The organism is Methanocaldococcus sp. (genome assembly GCF_024490875.1).
Taxonomy (GTDB): Archaea; AGJL01; Methanococci; order Methanococcales; family Methanocaldococcaceae; genus Methanocaldococcus.
On record NZ_JACCLX010000027.1, the window covers coordinates 17,828 to 34,852 of the forward strand.

The following is a 17,025-nucleotide window of genomic DNA, read 5'->3' on the forward strand; positions in this document are numbered from 1 at the left end:
TTAAAATAAATTAATAAACTTCTATTTTGTGGGGATGCAACTATGGATATGGAAACATTAGAAGACTTTAAAGACTATTTAGTTGCATATTTAAGGAATATTCACCAAGAGGATATTATATTAGACAGTGAAAAAATTGTAATTGATTTAAATAAACTTTATGAATATGGGTTAATGGAATTTGTAGAGTTTTTAGTAGATAATCCTGAAAAGGGTATTAAATTTATAAAAGAGTGTTACTATGAGGCATACTACACTTTAAAAAACGAATATCCAAAAAACATAATAGTTTCAGTAAAGAATTTACCAAAAATTTTTAAAACTACAAGGAAAGGGGAGATTTTTACAGTAGAGGATATTAGAAGCAATAGTTTAGGGAAGTTGGTAGAATTTGAAGGAATCATTGTAATGGCATCAAAAATTAGACCAATGTTAAAATATGCCTATTATATATGCCCAAAATGTGGAAGAGAATATTATAAGGAGATAGATATTTTGAATTTTGAGGGTGAAAAATCTGTATGTGAATGTGGCTCAGAATTAAATTTAATTGAGAATAAATCAACATATACTGATTTTCAAGAAATAAAAGTTCAGCAACCCTTAGATTTAATGGAAAATCCAGAAGAACCTCCAAAGTATGTAACTGTGTTTTTAGAGAACAGTTCAGGGGTGTATGCTGGAAGAGTTAAAATAACTGGCGTTCCAATAAAAATTAGAAAGAGCAAAAAACTTCCTATATATGAAATTTATGTTAAGGCAATACATTGTGAAGCCTTAGATGGAGATGTTAAAATTAAATTAACTAATTCAGATATTGAAAATATTAAAAAATTAGCTAAAAGGCAGGATATCATTGATATATTGGCTGATAGATTAATTCCTGAAATTAGGGGACATTCAGCAATAAAAAAAGCTGTATTTTTGCAACAAATAAAGGGAGTGAAAAAACCAGGTAAAAGGGCAGATATACATATACTTTTAATTACTGATCCAGGCATTGGGAAGACAGTAATTTTAAGAAAAATTGCTGAAATTCCTGGTAATTTATATGGTTCAGTTACTACTGCAACTGGTGTTGGTTTAACTGCCGCAGTAGTTAGGGAAAAAACTGAAATTGGAGAAGATACATGGGTTATAAAACCAGGTTTATTGGTTAAAGCACATAAGGGAACTGCCTGTATTGATGAATTGACTGTTAATAAAGATTTGCAAAGTTATATCTTAGAGGCAATGGAAAGTCAAACAATTCATATTAGTAAAGGAGGAATTAATGCTAAATTGCCTGCTGAATGTGCAATATTGGCAGCATGTAATCCAAGATGGGGTAGATTTAATCCAGAGGTTTCTGTAGCTGAGCAGATTAACATTCCTGCCCCATTATTAAGTAGATTTGACTTAATATTTCCAATTAGAGATGTTTCTGATAAGAATAGAGATAGAGACATTGCCGAATATATTATTGACTTACATAGGGCTTATTTAGATGACAATATAAATAAAAAAATAGGGCTAAATTATTTGGAAGTTGATGGCGTAAAGATTGACAAGGAGTTTATAATAAAATACATTTACTACGCAAGGCAAAAAAAGCCAGTAATTAGCGAAAGAGCCAAAGAATTATTTATTAATTACTATGTTGAAATGAGAAAAAAGCACCAAATAACTGCAAGACAGTTGGAATCTGCTATAAGAATTGCTGAAGCTCATGCAAAGGCAAAGTTAAAGGATGTAGTTGATGAAGAAGATGCCAAGGAAGCAATAAATATTATCACTGAATGCCTAAAAGAAATTGCCTATGACCCAGAGACAGGAATATTTGATGTTGATAAAATATTGGGAGTTTCTAAGAAAGAAAGGGATAAATTAATTGTTGTATATGAAATAATTAAAGAATTGGCAGAAAAATCAGAACTTGTTGAGTATGTTGATATTGCTGAGGAGGCAAAAAAGAAAGGAATTAAAGAGGATGAATTAGAAAATATTATTAAAAAATTAGTTAAGTATGGTGATATTGACGAACCAAAGCCGGGGAGATATAGAATATTATAATACTTTTTGGGATAACTATGGGAAAAATAGAATATTTAAAGAAGGAACATTCTGACGAGGAAATTTATAAGATTTTAGAAAAACCAGTAAAAGAATGGTTTAGAAGAAAATATAAAACTTTTACTCCTCCACAAAGATATGCAATTAAGGAAATACACGAAGGAAAAAATATTTTAATTTGCTCACCAACTGGAAGTGGAAAAACATTATCTGCTTTTTTAGCAGGGATTAATGAATTGATAAAATTATCTATGGAAAAAAAGTTAGAGGATAGAATTTATATTCTTTATGTTTCTCCTTTGAGAGCTTTAAATAATGATATTGAAAGAAATTTAAAGGAACCATTAAAGGAGATTTACGAAGTATCTAAAGAATTAGGAATTGAGTTGGATAAGATTAGAGTGGCTGTAAGAACGAGTGATACTACGAGTTCTCAAAAGCAAAGGATGTTAAAAAAACCACCTCATATATTGATAACCACTCCAGAATCTTTGGCAATATCTTTATGCTCTCCAAAATTTTCTAAGTTATTGGAAGGAATTAAATATGTTATAGTTGATGAAATTCATGCATTAACAAATAAAAGAGGTGTTCATCTTTCTTTATCCTTAGAGAGGTTAAATAGAATAGCAAACTTTATAAGAATTGGGTTATCTGCAACAATTCATCCTTTAATAGAAGTTGCCAAATTTTTAGTAGGTAATGGAAGAGATTGCTACATTGTAGATGTTAGCTACAAAAAAGATATGGAAATAAAAGTTTTATCACCAGTTGATGACTTTATATATACTCCTTCTGAAGAGATTAGTAAAAGATTATACAATTTATTAAAAAAACTTATTGAAGAGCATAGAACAGTTTTAATATTTACAAATACAAGGAGCGCAACTGAAAGAGTGGCATTTCATTTAAAAAAGATGGGTATAAAGAATATTGAGACACATCATTCTTCTTTAAGTAGAGAACATCGATTAATGGTTGAAGAAAAATTAAAAAAAGGAGAACTGTCGTGTGTTATTAGTTCAACATCCTTAGAGTTGGGAATTGATATAGGGAGCATTGATTTAGTTATTCTCTTAGGTTCTCCAAAGAGTGTTTCGAGGGCTTTACAAAGAATTGGAAGAAGTGGGCATAAACTTCACGAAAAGAGTAAGGGAATAATAATTCCTTTTGATAGAGACGATTTAATTGAAAATGTTATATTATCTTATGATGCTAAAATTGGTAAAATTGATAAAATACATATTCCAAAGAACTGTTTAGATGTATTGGCACAACATATTGTGGGAATGGCTTTGGAAAAGGTTTGGGATGTTGATGAAGCATATAATTTAATTAAAAGAGCATATCCATATAAAGATTTAAGTAAAGAGGATTTCTTAGATGTTTTAAGATACTTATCTGGAAGTATTGAAGAAAAAAAGGTTTATGCTAAAATATGGTTAAAAGATAACAAATTTGGTAAGAGAGGGAAAAATGTTAGAGCAATTTACTATATGAATGTTGGAACAATTCCTGATGAGACATCTATATCTGTCTATGATGGAAAAAGATATGTTGGTGAGGTTGAGGAAGAGTTTGCTGAAAAGTTGATGAAAGAAGATATATTTGTTTTAGGAGGAAAAACCTATAAGTATTTAGGTAGTAGAGGAAACAAAATTATGGTTAAAGAGGTGTTTAATGAAAATCCAACAATTCCAGCGTGGTTTTCTGAACAGTTGCCTCTTGCTTATGATTTGGCATTAGATATAGAAAAATTTAGGAAAGAAGTTTTACATAAAGAAGTTGAGGATATTAAAAATAAGTATGATATTGATGAGAAAACATCTAAAGCAGTAAAAAACTACATAGAAGAGCAAAATAAGTATGCAATTGTTCCTGACGATGAGAAAGTTTTAATAGAAAATTTTGACGAAGAGAAGAGAAGATATTATATATTCCACTTTGTTGCAGGAAGGAGGGCTAATGAGGCTTTGGCAAGAGCTTTTGCCAATTACATCTCTAAAATTAAAAATTGTAATGTAAGAATATCAGTAAATGACTATGGATTTGCTTTGATACTTCCAAAGAATAGAAAAATAACAAAATCTGATATTGTGGAATTACTAAATATAGACATTGTTAAAAATGTTAGGGAATCTATTGAAAGAAGTGATATTATAAAGAGAAGATTTCGACATGTTGCTACAAGGGGCTTTATGATTTTACGAAGATATATGAATAAGAAGATTAGTGTGGAGAAACAACAATTTAATGCTGAGATGCTTTTAAAATACTGTAAAGAGGTTAATCATCCACTATATAGAGAAACAATTCGGGAGATTTTAGAGGATTCTTTGGATATTGAGAACGCTTTAGACTATTTCGAAAAAATAAAAAAGAGAAAAATATATTATTTAAAATTACCAACTCCTTCTCCATTTGCGTTTAATTTAATAGTATTTGCGTCATCAGATGTTATATTTATGGAAGATAAGAGAAGGATGATTATGGAATTACACAAAAGAGTTATGGAGTTTATCAAGGGAAATAAAAAAGAGGAATAAAAATTTTATATAGTTTAACATCTCTATAACTATTTATAACTATTAATTAAAATATTTTTGGTGATACTTAATGACAGAAGAGCAAAATAATGAACAAAAAAGGAGACTTACTGGAAAAATGAAGAGGATGCTTAGAGCTAAAGCTCACCATTTAGAGCCTGTTGTTTGGGTTGGAAAGGAAGGTAGTGAGAAGGTTATTAAGGAAGTTGATAGGCAGTTGAAAGCGAGAGGGTTAATAAAAGTTAAGGTTAGAAAAACTGCCTTACTATATGAAGACAAATATGAAATTGCAGATAAACTTTCTAAGGCGTGTGATGCAGAGGTTGTTAGTGTAGTAGGACATGTTATAACATTATTTAGACCAAGAGAGGGATGGAAAAAATATTTATCTAAGAAACCTAAGAAAAAAGTCAAAAAAGATGAGAAAATTATTGAATTGTTTGAAAAATTTAAAAAAAAGGCAATTAAAGAATAAAAAATAAAAAGATATTACTAATAGAGGGAAAAAATGAAAAAAATCTATTTAATATTAATAATTCTTTTTGTTGTTTTAATTGGAATTGTAGGAGCCACTATATTGGTAGTTATGAGTTTATCAAATGAAAGTATAAATTTATTTGGAGGAGAGAAAATAGCAAAGGTTTATCTATGCAATGAAATTTATTTTAATTATGATCAAGATTCTGGATTATTATTTGGTAATAAAAAAGATGCGAGATATTACATTAATTTATTAGATAGATTAGAAAAAGATGACTCAGTTAAAGGAGTTTTACTTATAGTTAATTCTCCGGGTGGTGAAGTTATAGCCAGTGAAAAATTGGCAAGAAAAGTAGCAGAACTTGCAAAGAAAAAGCCAGTAGTTGTTTATGTTGAAGGATTAGATGCTTCAGGGGCTTATATGGTTTCAGCACCAGCCAACTATATAGTTGCTGAGAAGGATTCAATAGTTGGAAGTATTGGAGTTAGAATGGACATAATACATTACTATGGCTTGATGAAAAAACTTGGAATAAATGTAACTACAATAAAGGCAGGAAAGTATAAAGATATTGGCTCTCCATTTAGACCTATGACTAAAGAAGAATATGAGTACTTACAAAAGATGATAAATGAAACATATATGGATTTTATTAGATGGGTTGCAAAATATAGGCATTTCTCAATAAATTACACTCTAAAAATAGCAGATGGTAAAATATACACCGGAGAAGATGCTAAAAAAGTGGGATTAGTTGATGAAGTTGGAACAGAAGAAACTGCATTGAAAAAATTGGAAGAACTTGCAAATGTCTCAAATCCAGAAATTGTAGAGTATGGATTAAATGAAGATAATGGATTATTATTTAAATTAACATACTACTTAGGATATGGTATTGGAAAAGGTCTTGGAGAAGTTTTATATTCAGCAGGAATTAGAGATGAGAAAATTTTATTACATTAAACTAAAATTTTTTTATAAGTAAATGAAAACAATAATTATTAAATAATTACTATTTTAAATTTGGTGAAAATATGAAATATAATTTAAATATCCTTAAAATAAGGGCAAATTTAATAAAATATATAGAGGTCGATGAAATAGAAAATTTACCAAAGGTTAAAATTAAAAGTGTTGAGGAATTTCTTGAATCTCACAGAGTCCTTGGAAAAAATGTAATTTACAGATATGAAGATAATATTGAGCAAATATTTTTCTTTGTGGATAATGGCGTTATATTTTATATTCCTGCTAATGGATTTAAATCATTGTCAGATATGATAGAAGCTAAATCATTAGGTTTAAGTGCTGAAGAATATTACGAATATTTACAATTTGAAAATCTTGAAGAATATAAAAAATATAAATCTTCTGGATTTAAAAATATTGAAGATTACAAAAAAGCAAAAGAACTTGGATTTATAGATGGACTTAAAAAACTTGAAGAAGAAGGTATAGCAAAAAAAGTTGATGATAAATATAGTATATATTATCTTTATAATGGAATATTAGAAGAAAGGAAATTTTCAAATGACGCTGAACTCTATTATTTTGCATTAGAAAGAGGGTTTAAGAATTTTGATGAATTAGTTGAAGCACTAAAAGCAGGTTTTGGTGATTATAATGAATATCAGGATGCCTTAAAAAGAGGATTTAAAGATGCCTATGAATATAATGATGCATTATTTAGAGGTTTTAAAAATGCAGAAGAATATAGAATAGCAAAAACTCTCGAGATTTCAAGCGAAAAGGAGTTTAAGGAGTATAAAGAATTAAAAAAAATTTGTGAAAACTTTGAGTTAGAAACATTTGAAGAGGGATATTTATTAAAGATTTTAATGGATATGAAATTAGATGAAACTATAAGTCTCAAAGATTTATATAATAAATTAAAAGAAAAAGAAAAATTAATGAAGATAAAAAAAGATATGTTAAGTAAGATTCTTGGTATTTCAGGGCCTTCTTGGTATTCTACAAAATTTACTACAATAGATGATTTAGAGGAATATTTAGAAAATAGCGAAATTATTTCCTTACTTGGTGAATATATTAAAGAGAAAAAAATATTTAAAAGGACATATCCACCAAAGCCTTCAAGAAGGATTGTTATTATTGATGCTATAACTGTTTTAGAAAATATATCTAATCTTTCATCTAAATCAATAGAAAATCTTATTAAAAAAATTAAAGATGCAGGATTTAAAAACATAATAGTTGTCATAGATATGGAAACATACTATAAGATTAAAGAAAAGGACATTTGGAAGTATTTAATTGATAAATGTAAAATTAAAAGAGTTGAATCAAAAGATGAAGCTTATGACTTTATAATTGATTATATAAAAAACTTTGGTGCATTAGTTATAAGTAATGCATCATTTAAAGATTATATAATGAAGAATTCAAAATATCCATCATACAAAGAAATTAAAGATTACATCATTCCATTTACGATAAAAGATGGAAATATTAATATAGATATTGAATTGTTGAGAAAGATATATTCTGAATTATGTCTAAAAAGATTGGAAAAAATAAAAGAATCTGTGGTAGTATGAGAGTAAGGATTAGAGATTTTATAGAAACTAATGAAGGATTATACTTTGCTGTAAATTCATACTATCATCCAGAAGATAGAGTTTTATCTTTTTTGAGATATGTTCCTTATAAATTTGTAAATTTTGAAGTTGATATAAGTAATATTAGAGAAATTAATGGAATAAAATATGTAAAAATAAGTGAAAGTTCTTTGGCATACAAATTCTTAGAGGAAAATTTTAATAAATATTTATTTTATGATGAAACTATCGATGTGTTAATGCACGCAATTCCTAAGGAAGATGTAAAAAGAATATTAAAACCAAAAGAACGATTAAAGGAAATTGTTAATGAAGAATATAAATTAAATGAGTTGGAAGAGAAATGTAGAAAATTATCTTTAATATTAGAGGATTATGGAGTTCCAATTAAAAGTATGGGAGTTAGCGGATCTCTATTGTTAAAGTTAAATAACAAAAATTCTGACATTGACTTTGTAATCTATGGTAGAGAGATGCATAAAAAAGGAAGAGAAGCATTGAAACAGGCATTTGAAGATGGAAAATTAGAGCCATTGTCTGAAAATTTTTGGAAAATTGCATATAAAAAGAGAATTAAAGATAACACTTTAACTTATGAAGAATTTATATTTTATGAAAAGAGAAAGTATAATAGAGGAGTCGTAAATAATACAATGTTTGATTTACTATTTACAAGGGAATGGGATGAAATTAAAGGAAAGTATGGTGATAAGAGATATAAAAATTTGGGCTTTGTAGAAATAGAAGGAGTTGTATTAAATGATGATTTTGCCTTTGACAATCCTGCAATTTATGAGATAGAGTGCTACAATGATGAAAATATAAAAGAGGTTGTTTCTTTCACCCATACTTATGCAGGACAGTGTTTTAATGGAGAGGAGATTATTGCAAGAGGAAAATTAGAGGAGGTTATTGATAAATCTGGAAATAAATATAAGAGAGTTGTTGTAGGAACTACAAGAGAGGCATATAATGAGTATATAAAGTTAAAAAATTTGTAAGGTTTTATTTATGATAGTTGAAACTCCCTCAAAAGTTATATTATTTGGAGAGCACGCAGTTGTTTATGGATATAGAGCAGTATCAATGGCTATCAATTTAACATCAACTATAAAAATTGATAAAATCAATGAAAGAAAAATAATATTAAATTTAAAGGATTTAAACACGTCATTAAGTTTGGATTTAAATAATATAAAAGATTTAAATATTTCAAATTTAGATAATAATTTGAGTGATTTTAAATATTGCCTCTGTGCTATAAGAAATACATTAAATTACCTAAATATAGAACCAGAATTTGGGTTTAAAATGGAAATTTCTTCAAAAATTCCAGTGAGTTGTGGCTTAGGCAGTTCTGCCTCAATAACCGTTGGAACAATAAGGGCTGTTAGTAAATTTTATAACAAACATCTTAAAAATGATGAAGTTGCAAAACTTGGTTATTTGGTAGAGAGAGAAGTTCAAGGAAAGGCGAGTATAACAGATATTTTTACAATAACATATAGAGGTATTTTAGAGATAAAAAATAACAAATTTAAGAAAATTAAAGGCAGTTTTGAGGAATTTTTAAAAAGTTGTAAATTTTTAATAGTTTATGTTGAAAAAAGGAAGAAAAAAACTGCTGAGTTGGTTAATAAGGTTGCCAAAATTAAAGATAAAGATATAATATTTAAAAAAATTGACGAAATAGTTGAGGAGGCATTAAAAACAAAAAATAAAGAAGATTTTGGAAGATTAATGACAAAAAATCACGAACTTTTAAAAAAATTGAATGTTTCTACGCCAAAACTTGATAAAATTGTTAATATTGGAAATATATATGGATATGGAGCAAAATTAACTGGTGCTGGGGGAGGGGGGTGTATTATAATATTAGTTAATGAAGAAAATGAGAAAGATTTAATAAAAGAATTAAATAAGGAGAATGTAAAAATCTTTAAGTGTGAGATAATGATTTAATTTTGATGTATATTATTTTTTAAAATTTCTCTTGCTCTATATTCTGCTCTTGCTTCTATATCTTTAAGAATATTATCTACCCAATGAACACCATATAGGTAGTGTATTAATAGAGCAAACCCCCAAAATATAAGAGGATATATGAACCAAATTTCATCAGGAGTGTATAGAAGGTTATCAACTATAAACATTGCATTAACAATTATGTAGATTATTAAATGAATTAAAAATTTCCTTTTCTTTTTTTCTTTTATTATTTCTCTATAAACTTTTTTATAGACCTCCAAAGGTATTTCATTAATCATCATTGTGTCACCAGTATTATTCTATAATTATATCTATTAGTCCAGATATTTATAGATTTATACCTGACACTTTTCTTTTATAAATTCCAATAGATTTCTTCTAACTTCTCCAATTGTATATCCCAACTTAATAGGAATATTATCCTTTTTATTTAAAATTTCAACTAAATGTGCTACTCTTGGTAATCTTAAATTCGCCTTTCTTATTGTTTCAACATCACTAAAAACTTCTTGTGGAGTTCCTTCTTTTAAAATCTTCCCATTATAGATAACATAAACTTTATCTGCATATACTGGAACTAAATCAACGTCATGTGTTGAGATAACAATTGTCATTCCCTTTTTATTTAAATCATAAAGTAGTTTCATAATTTGAGCCGCTCCAACAGGGTCTAAGCCAGCAGTTGGTTCATCTAAAACAATAACTTCTGGTTTCATTGCTAAGATTCCAGCAATTGCCACTCTCTTTTTTTGTCCTCCACTTAGGTGATGTGGTGGCTTATCTCTATACTCCCACATACCTACAGCTTTTAACGCCTCTTTAACTCTCTCTCTAACCTCATCCTCTGGTAGTCCTAAGTTTAAAGGACCAAATGCCACATCATCTTGAACTGTTGGAGCAAATATCTGGTCATCTGGATTTTGAAATACTAAGCCAACAGTTTTTCTAACTTCAATTAATCCCTTTTTATTATACTTTATTGGCTTTCCTTTTATTAAAACCTCTCCTCTCGTTGGTTTTAATATACCATTGAAATGCAAAAATAAAGTTGATTTTCCAGCCCCATTAGGACCTAAGATAGATACAATTTCCCCTTTTTTTACTTTAAAATTTATTCCCTTCAAAACCTCAGTTCCATCTGGATAACAAAAATACAAATCTCTTGTTTCAATTATATTCATATTTTCACCTTTAAAATTTTAAAAATTTAAAGATAATGCAAAATTAAACTGCTAACTTTAAAGTTTTGAGTTAATAAGGAGATTCCTATAAGGAAAATGTCAAAAATAGCAATTGCTAAAATATATGGAATAGGTGGATTTTTAATTCCCCCTAATAATTTTAACTTTCCATCGTAGCATCTTGAAAGCATTGATATATTTAACTGCTCTCCTTTTTCCCACGCTCTAATAAATAAATGTGCCGCTAATGCACCCAAAGATTTATATGTAGATTTTAAATTAGCCTCTCCCAACCTTGACTCCTGTGCAAACTTCATTCTTTCATATTCTTCATAAAGAACAAATATATATCTATATATTAACATAGCCATATCTACAAATTCTTCTGGTAATTTTAACTCTCTCAATATGTAAAATAATTCTGGCATTGGAGTTGTTAGGGCTAAGAATAGCATACTACTAACTCCACCGAGCATTCTTCCAAATAGTAAAAAACCTAAGTCAAATCCATCAATATACACTGGAATTTTAAAACCAAATATATTTATATAGAACCACACAACTTTTCCAAAAAGAAATGCAAATAATACTAAATTTAATATTCCAAAACTTAGTGGAATTCCTATAAAGACTCCATAAACTCTCTTTGGGACTTTGGCTATAAACAGTAGAATAAATGAAACGATAAAAAATATTAACAGTGGAACTATAATTGACTTTGATATTAAAGAAATTATTAGCATTGAGATTGCAAAAATAAACTTTAACTTTGGATTAACATACCTTAACTTATTGTTTATAGCGATATAATCTACAATATTATGCTTCATTTTTATCACCAATTTAAAATTAAAAAATAAGAGTTAATTTTTCTTTAAATTACAGATAAAAAGTTAAAAATAAAATAAAAATAATAAAAATTTATTTATTATTTTTTATTGAGCTAATTCTCTTTTTGCTTTGAAGTATCCTACATAGTAGCCGATGATTATAGCCCCAATTGCCGCCTGCAAAGCGAATAATAAACTCTCTATCTCTCCACTTGGTGGCTCCCAAATTGGATGGAACCATGGATGATAACCAGTAGATTCTATAGCCTCAGTCCCTACATCGTCAGAACCTTCAAAGTATCCCTGTTCTTCAGTTTTTCCAGCATACATTATTAAAGGAATTACTACAATTAAACAAACTGCCAATAAACAAATAATGTGTTTGGTTTCCAAAGTTATTCACCTCCACTAACAGTAGATTTAACATTTAAGTATGGCTCTAATTCTTTTTCTGGAACTACATTTAATTTTTTGAGAATGTCTGGTCTTAACTTCTTAATGTAGTCCCAGATTATTACAATTAAGAACCCTTCAGCAATAGCCAATGGAACTTGTGTATATGCATAGATTACTATAAACTTGGTAAATGCCGCAGTGAATGAAGGAATTGGGAATGCCAACGCTAATTGTATTGCTGTAGTTATGTAAGTGAACCAATCTCCAAATACTGCGGCAAAGAATATTGCAATATTTGAATTTAGTCCTAATCTCATACAAATTTTGTATGCTATAATTGCTGCTGCTGGACCAACAATACCCATTGAGAAGTCATTAGCCCCTAATGTTGTAATTCCTCCATGAGCTAAAAACAATGCTTGGAACAGTAGAACAATTGCCCCTAAAACTGCAGTTATTGGAACTCCAAACAACACTGCACTCAAAGCGTTACCACATGGGTGGGAACAACTACCTGTAACTGAAGGCATTTTTAAAGAACTCAATACGAACATGTATGCTCCTGAAATAGCTACTAAAGGTTTAGCATCTGGATGTTCATTTAATAACTTTCTCAATTGGATTATCCCGTAGGCTATTACTATACCTGACAATATATACCAAAAGGCACACCACATAGGTGGTAAGTAACCTTCCATTATGTGCATGTTATCACCTATTCCTGGAGTATGTAGATATTTTTATTTCTTTATTTTTAGATTTAATTAAAAGATTTATAGATGTTATAATCATTTTTATATACTGTATATACTAATACTATATATACTTAACGATTTTTTATTAATATTAAAGTTATATTTAATTTTATTATTTTTAAAGAATTCTTCACTGTTTTTCATACTTTATCATACTCCCAAAAATTAAAGACATTTTTAATATTGATTAAATTATCTTTTTTAGTAATAACTTATTTATATAATAACACAATTTTAGTAATATTAGATATTACAAATTAAAAGTTTATATAAAAATATGTTATTACGGTGATTGATATGAATCTTTTATTTACAATTACTGCTTTCATACTCGGAATGTTACACGCATTAGAACCAGGACACGGGAAAAGTGTTTTAGCCGCTTACATCGTAGGGACTAAAACGAGCATAAAAGATGCTATCCTATTGGGAATAACTGTTACAGTTTCCCATACTGCAGTTGTATTCTTATTAGGAATAATTTCAATATATTTACTGGAAAATCTAAATGTAGAAATGGTTCATGATATGATGAGTATTATAGGAGGGTTAATCTTAATAATTATAGGGATTTGGATACTAAAAAGTTATTTTCATCCACATGAGCATAAAATAGATACTAAAAAAGGAACAATTGCTTTAGGATTATCCGCTGGCTTAGTTCCATGTCCAACGGCTTTGGCAGTTTTATTATTATCAATATCCTCGGGAAATGTAATTGATGGTTTAATCTATGTGGCTATTTTTAGTATAGGATTGGCTATATCATTAACTGGATTATTAGTATTACTCATTGAAAGTAAAGAATTTATAGAGAAATATATAGGTAGTAAAAAAATTTCAAAACTTCCTTTAGTTAGTGGGACTATAATTTTACTAATTGGTCTATATACAATTCTTCATCCAGTTTTACATCCTATTTTAGAATTATAAATTTTTAATTTCAAAAATCATTATATACTATTTTTTATTTTATTAAGTTGTATTTATTAGTGAAATTATAGCGATGGTTTTATTTGGTGAAAAAAATGAGTTCAACAATAACAGTTGATGAATTATTAAATAGAATTCAAAAGTAAATGTATTTATTAAATATACAAACATTTTATATTAGATGTTTTAATATGATGTTTTAATATATAGTATCTAAACTATGTTCAATGTGATACTATGGATGAGAACATAAAGATGTCAAAATTTGCTCATATAACTAAAGTCCATCCATGCTTCAATGAAAAAATTCACGATAAAGTTGGGAGAGTTCATTTGCCAGTAGCACCAAAGTGTAACATTGCATGTAAATTTTGTAGAAGAAGTTTAGGAAAAGAGGCATGTGAGCATAGACCGGGAGTATCATTAGCAATATTAAAACCTGAGGATGTTGAAGAATATTTAAAAAGAGTTTTAAAAGAAATTCCAAATATAAAGGTTGTTGGAATTGCTGGACCGGGAGATAGTTTGTTTAACAAAGAAACTTTTGAAACTCTTGAAATTATAGATGAAAAATTCCCAGACCTTATAAAATGTCTTTCTACTAATGGCTTATTGTTAAATAAATACTACAAAAAATTAGTTGATTTAAATGTTAAAACAGTAACAGTAACTGTAAATGCAATAAATCCAGAAATTTTAAAAGATATAGTAGAATGGGTTTATTATAATAAAAAAATACATCATAATGTTGAAGGGGCTAAAATATTAATAGAGAATCAAATTGATGGAATAAAAAAAGCTTTTGACGAAGGATTAATAATAAAAATAAATACTGTTTTAATTCCAGAGATTAATATGAACCATGTTGTTGAAATAGCAAAAGAATTAAAAGACTATGTATATATTCAAAATATAATTCCATTAATTCCACTATACAAAATGAAAAATATGAGACCTCCAACTTGTGAGGAACTAAAAAGAGTTAGAGAAGAGTGTGAAAAATATATTCCACAATTTAGGGCTTGCGGTCAATGTAGGGCTGATTCAGTAGGGCTAATAAAAGAAAGAAAAATATTAGAAGAATTTTTTAAAGAAAAAAATATGGAGCAAAATAAAAATTTAGATGTCTTTGAATTAAAACATTTTTCACATTAATAGTAAAGTTTTTTAGCCCTTTGTATTGCATTTTTTGATAATCTATCCCTATCAATTGAATAAACTTCCATTTTTGGAATTATAACCCTAACTGTATCAACTCCAACTTTATTTAAATCAACATATATCAGTTTATCAAATCCATTTTCAGAAATTTTGTCCTTTATAAATTCTAAATCCTTTTTTAAGTTATACTTTGCATTGTTAGGCATGTCTGAAATATAAATCTCTTCTTCAAATTCAAACCATTTTTTATGTATCCTCTTTAATCTCTCATAAGATATTTTTGAAGTAAATTCTTTCCTTAATTTTGCATCCCTCCTAAATCCATGTAATTGAGATGCTCTACTTTGAGCCACTTCTGTTAAAGATCTTAAAATAGCAATTTCTGGGTCTAAATGGCAACCTACACCCATACATAACATTAGAGGATCTTTACTTGAATAATCGTCAGAAATTGCGGCAACTACTGGAATCTCAAATTCTGAAGTTAAATCCTTCAAAATTATATCAACACCAGCATTATTAAACTTTTCAATTAATTCATGTATTAATGGATTTTTAGCATCTTCTGGATTAATCTTCTTTGGAATCTTCCTAACCAACTCTGCCAAACTCCATGCATCTCTTTCAATAACCTCCAAAGTTCCATGTAATATTGCCTCATCTAAATTATTTCCACTTGCCAATCCATTAGTATTTCCTCTAAATAACTTACCATAAACTGGATAGAAAACAGCATCTACTGGAATATCTACAGTATCATTATTAATTATATCAAATCCTTCCACCCATTCTTTGACATTCTTATCTGAGTATTGTGGCAAAATTAAATCTTTAATGTTTATAGGATTATCTGCCTCTTTTTTAATTTTACTTTCATCATAACTTGCTGAAAACCTTTCTATTGCCTCCATACACGCAGAAACTTTTGCTTGAATGTCAGTAGATCCTTTTCCATAATTTATTGCTATTCCCTCTTTTCCATCAATAACTACTTTCCTTTTTAAATAATATACGGGAATTCCCAATTTATCTAAATGTTGTATATTTTTAATTTCCAATGTATTTATATCTTTCAATGTATTTTTTATTTTTTCAAAAGTCTCTTCTGGACAGCAAACTCTATAACTTGCTAATCTATACTTTATCTTCATTTATATTCAACCTCATTTTTAAATTATTTCTCTTCCTTTAACATTTTGTTAATTTCATTTTCCATAAGGTGTCCTTCTACTATAACTTCAACATTCTTTACTCCTTTTAAGGACTTAACAGCATCTTTTGCTTGAAAAGCCATTCCCAAGATAGCCATACACGCTGGATTAGTTGGAATTAATTTAAACTTAACATTTCCTTCATTATCTACTTCTATATCCTTAACTAATCCCATATCTACAATGCTAATTCCTACATGAGGATCTGCAACAGTTTTTAAGGCATTTATAACATCTTCCTTAGTAACCATAATAATTACACCTCAAAAGTTTTTATTTTTAATTTATAGATCCTTATTATAAATATTTTATTTGGATTTGCTATTTATACTATTATAGAATAATACTTACTCTCGGGATCTGTTAATATTTTATAATATAAAATAGAAATTTTTTATTATAGTATATGAAGATTTTAAAATTTCTCATATTACTATAATATTTTTTTGATATTTTTATGATTTTGTAATATTCAGATAGAGATTTTCCCGGGATTCGATATTACTCTTAAAAAGTATGTAAATATATAAACCTATGGATTTAGTGTATAATAAAAGATATTCTGCCTTTCTTTTATCTTAAAAAGATTATGATTATATTAAAAGATTTAAATTTATGAAGTATATTCGTAATATTATCCTTATAGATTTTCATATAAGTATATTATCCATATTCGGGTTTTAATAATATTTTATAATAAAAATTTTCTATTTTTTATTATAGTAATATTACAATTTTGAAATTTTTCATATTACTATAATATTTTTTTGATATTTTTCTTATTTTATAATATTCAGATAGAGATTTTCTCGAGGTTCGTTATTACTCTCAAAAAGAATATAAATATAGAAATTTATAAATATTTTATGTTATTAAAAAATAAAAAAATTTAAATATTTCCATCCCCTTTG

General features: G+C 27.8%; 16 protein-coding genes. 9 read left to right on the forward strand and 7 right to left on the reverse strand.

Translation table 11 applies throughout. The features are described from left to right. Positions 1 to 42 precede the first annotated feature (42 nt). From HZY31_RS05095 to mvk, 7 genes are all read left to right on the forward strand, one after another. Positions 43 to 2,052, forward strand: coding sequence for a minichromosome maintenance protein MCM (locus HZY31_RS05095; protein ID WP_297318365.1), 2,010 nt, complete (start codon positions 43 to 45; stop codon positions 2,050 to 2,052). Between the two features lie 17 nt (positions 2,053 to 2,069). Next, positions 2,070 to 4,598, forward strand: coding sequence for an ATP-dependent helicase (locus HZY31_RS05100; RefSeq protein WP_297318366.1), 2,529 nt, complete (start codon positions 2,070 to 2,072; stop codon positions 4,596 to 4,598). A gap of 70 nt (positions 4,599 to 4,668) precedes the next feature. Beyond that, on the forward strand, positions 4,669 to 5,073 hold the full coding sequence (yhbY, locus tag HZY31_RS05105; RefSeq protein WP_297318367.1) for a ribosome assembly RNA-binding protein YhbY: 405 nt from the start codon (positions 4,669 to 4,671) through the stop codon (positions 5,071 to 5,073). Positions 5,074 to 5,106: 33 nt separating this feature from the next. Further along, positions 5,107 to 6,042, forward strand: coding sequence for a signal peptide peptidase SppA (gene sppA / locus HZY31_RS05110; protein WP_297318368.1), 936 nt, complete (start codon positions 5,107 to 5,109; stop codon positions 6,040 to 6,042). A gap of 71 nt (positions 6,043 to 6,113) precedes the next feature. Then, a complete protein-coding gene (locus HZY31_RS05115) occupies positions 6,114 to 7,637 on the forward strand; it encodes an NYN domain-containing protein (protein WP_297318369.1) in 1,524 nt (507 codons plus the stop codon). Further along, positions 7,634 to 8,659, forward strand: a complete 1,026-nt coding sequence (locus HZY31_RS05120) for a nucleotidyltransferase domain-containing protein (protein WP_297318380.1) — start codon at positions 7,634 to 7,636, stop codon at positions 8,657 to 8,659. The genes HZY31_RS05115 and HZY31_RS05120 overlap by 4 nt, the downstream gene beginning before the upstream one ends. A 10-nt stretch (positions 8,660 to 8,669) precedes the next feature. Continuing rightward, on the forward strand, positions 8,670 to 9,620 hold the full coding sequence (gene mvk / locus HZY31_RS05125) for a mevalonate kinase (protein WP_297318370.1): 951 nt from the start codon (positions 8,670 to 8,672) through the stop codon (positions 9,618 to 9,620). Here the strand turns inward: mvk and HZY31_RS05130 are convergent. The 5 genes from HZY31_RS05130 to cbiM all read right to left on the reverse strand — a co-directional run bounded on the left by HZY31_RS05130 (position 9,617) and on the right by cbiM (position 12,761). Further along, positions 9,617 to 9,928 carry a 2TM domain-containing protein gene (locus HZY31_RS05130; RefSeq protein WP_297318371.1) on the reverse strand — a complete coding sequence of 104 codons (312 nt, stop codon included), beginning with the start codon at positions 9,926 to 9,928 and terminating at the stop codon, positions 9,617 to 9,619. The two genes, mvk and HZY31_RS05130, sit on opposite strands and share 4 nt — an antisense overlap. A 54-nt stretch (positions 9,929 to 9,982) precedes the next feature. Continuing rightward, positions 9,983 to 10,828, reverse strand: a complete 846-nt coding sequence (locus HZY31_RS05135; RefSeq protein WP_297318372.1) for an ATP-binding cassette domain-containing protein — start codon at positions 10,826 to 10,828, stop codon at positions 9,983 to 9,985. Between the two features lie 26 nt (positions 10,829 to 10,854). After that, the gene (cbiQ, locus tag HZY31_RS05140; RefSeq protein WP_297318373.1) at positions 10,855 to 11,658 is read right to left on the reverse strand and encodes a cobalt ECF transporter T component CbiQ; all 804 of its coding nucleotides are present in this window, start codon (positions 11,656 to 11,658) and stop codon (positions 10,855 to 10,857) included. Positions 11,659 to 11,763: 105 nt separating this feature from the next. Then, positions 11,764 to 12,051, reverse strand: a complete 288-nt coding sequence (locus HZY31_RS05145; protein ID WP_297318374.1) for an energy-coupling factor ABC transporter substrate-binding protein — start codon at positions 12,049 to 12,051, stop codon at positions 11,764 to 11,766. 2 nt (positions 12,052 to 12,053) lie between these two features. Continuing rightward, complete coding sequence (gene cbiM / locus HZY31_RS05150) at positions 12,054 to 12,761, reverse strand: cobalt ECF transporter S component CbiM (RefSeq protein WP_297318375.1); 708 nt, start codon at positions 12,759 to 12,761, stop codon at positions 12,054 to 12,056. A gap of 345 nt (positions 12,762 to 13,106) precedes the next feature. Between cbiM and HZY31_RS05155 the strand changes: the two genes are divergently transcribed. Beyond that, positions 13,107 to 13,742: a HoxN/HupN/NixA family nickel/cobalt transporter gene (locus tag HZY31_RS05155; RefSeq protein WP_297318376.1), complete on the forward strand. Its 636-nt coding sequence runs from the start codon at positions 13,107 to 13,109 to the stop codon at positions 13,740 to 13,742. A gap of 237 nt (positions 13,743 to 13,979) precedes the next feature. Further along, complete coding sequence (nifB, locus tag HZY31_RS05160) at positions 13,980 to 14,897, forward strand: FeMo cofactor biosynthesis protein NifB (RefSeq protein ID WP_297318377.1); 918 nt, start codon at positions 13,980 to 13,982, stop codon at positions 14,895 to 14,897. On the opposite strand, the gene HZY31_RS05165 is transcribed toward nifB, so the two are convergent. Together HZY31_RS05165 and HZY31_RS05170 are read right to left on the reverse strand one after the other, a co-directional pair. Beyond that, positions 14,894 to 16,054: a YcaO-related McrA-glycine thioamidation protein gene (locus HZY31_RS05165; RefSeq protein WP_297318378.1), complete on the reverse strand. Its 1,161-nt coding sequence runs from the start codon at positions 16,052 to 16,054 to the stop codon at positions 14,894 to 14,896. The two genes, nifB and HZY31_RS05165, sit on opposite strands and share 4 nt — an antisense overlap. Before the next feature lie 23 nt (positions 16,055 to 16,077). Next, complete coding sequence (locus HZY31_RS05170) at positions 16,078 to 16,365, reverse strand: metal-sulfur cluster assembly factor (protein WP_297318379.1); 288 nt, start codon at positions 16,363 to 16,365, stop codon at positions 16,078 to 16,080. Positions 16,366 to 17,025: the final 660 nt, after the last annotated feature.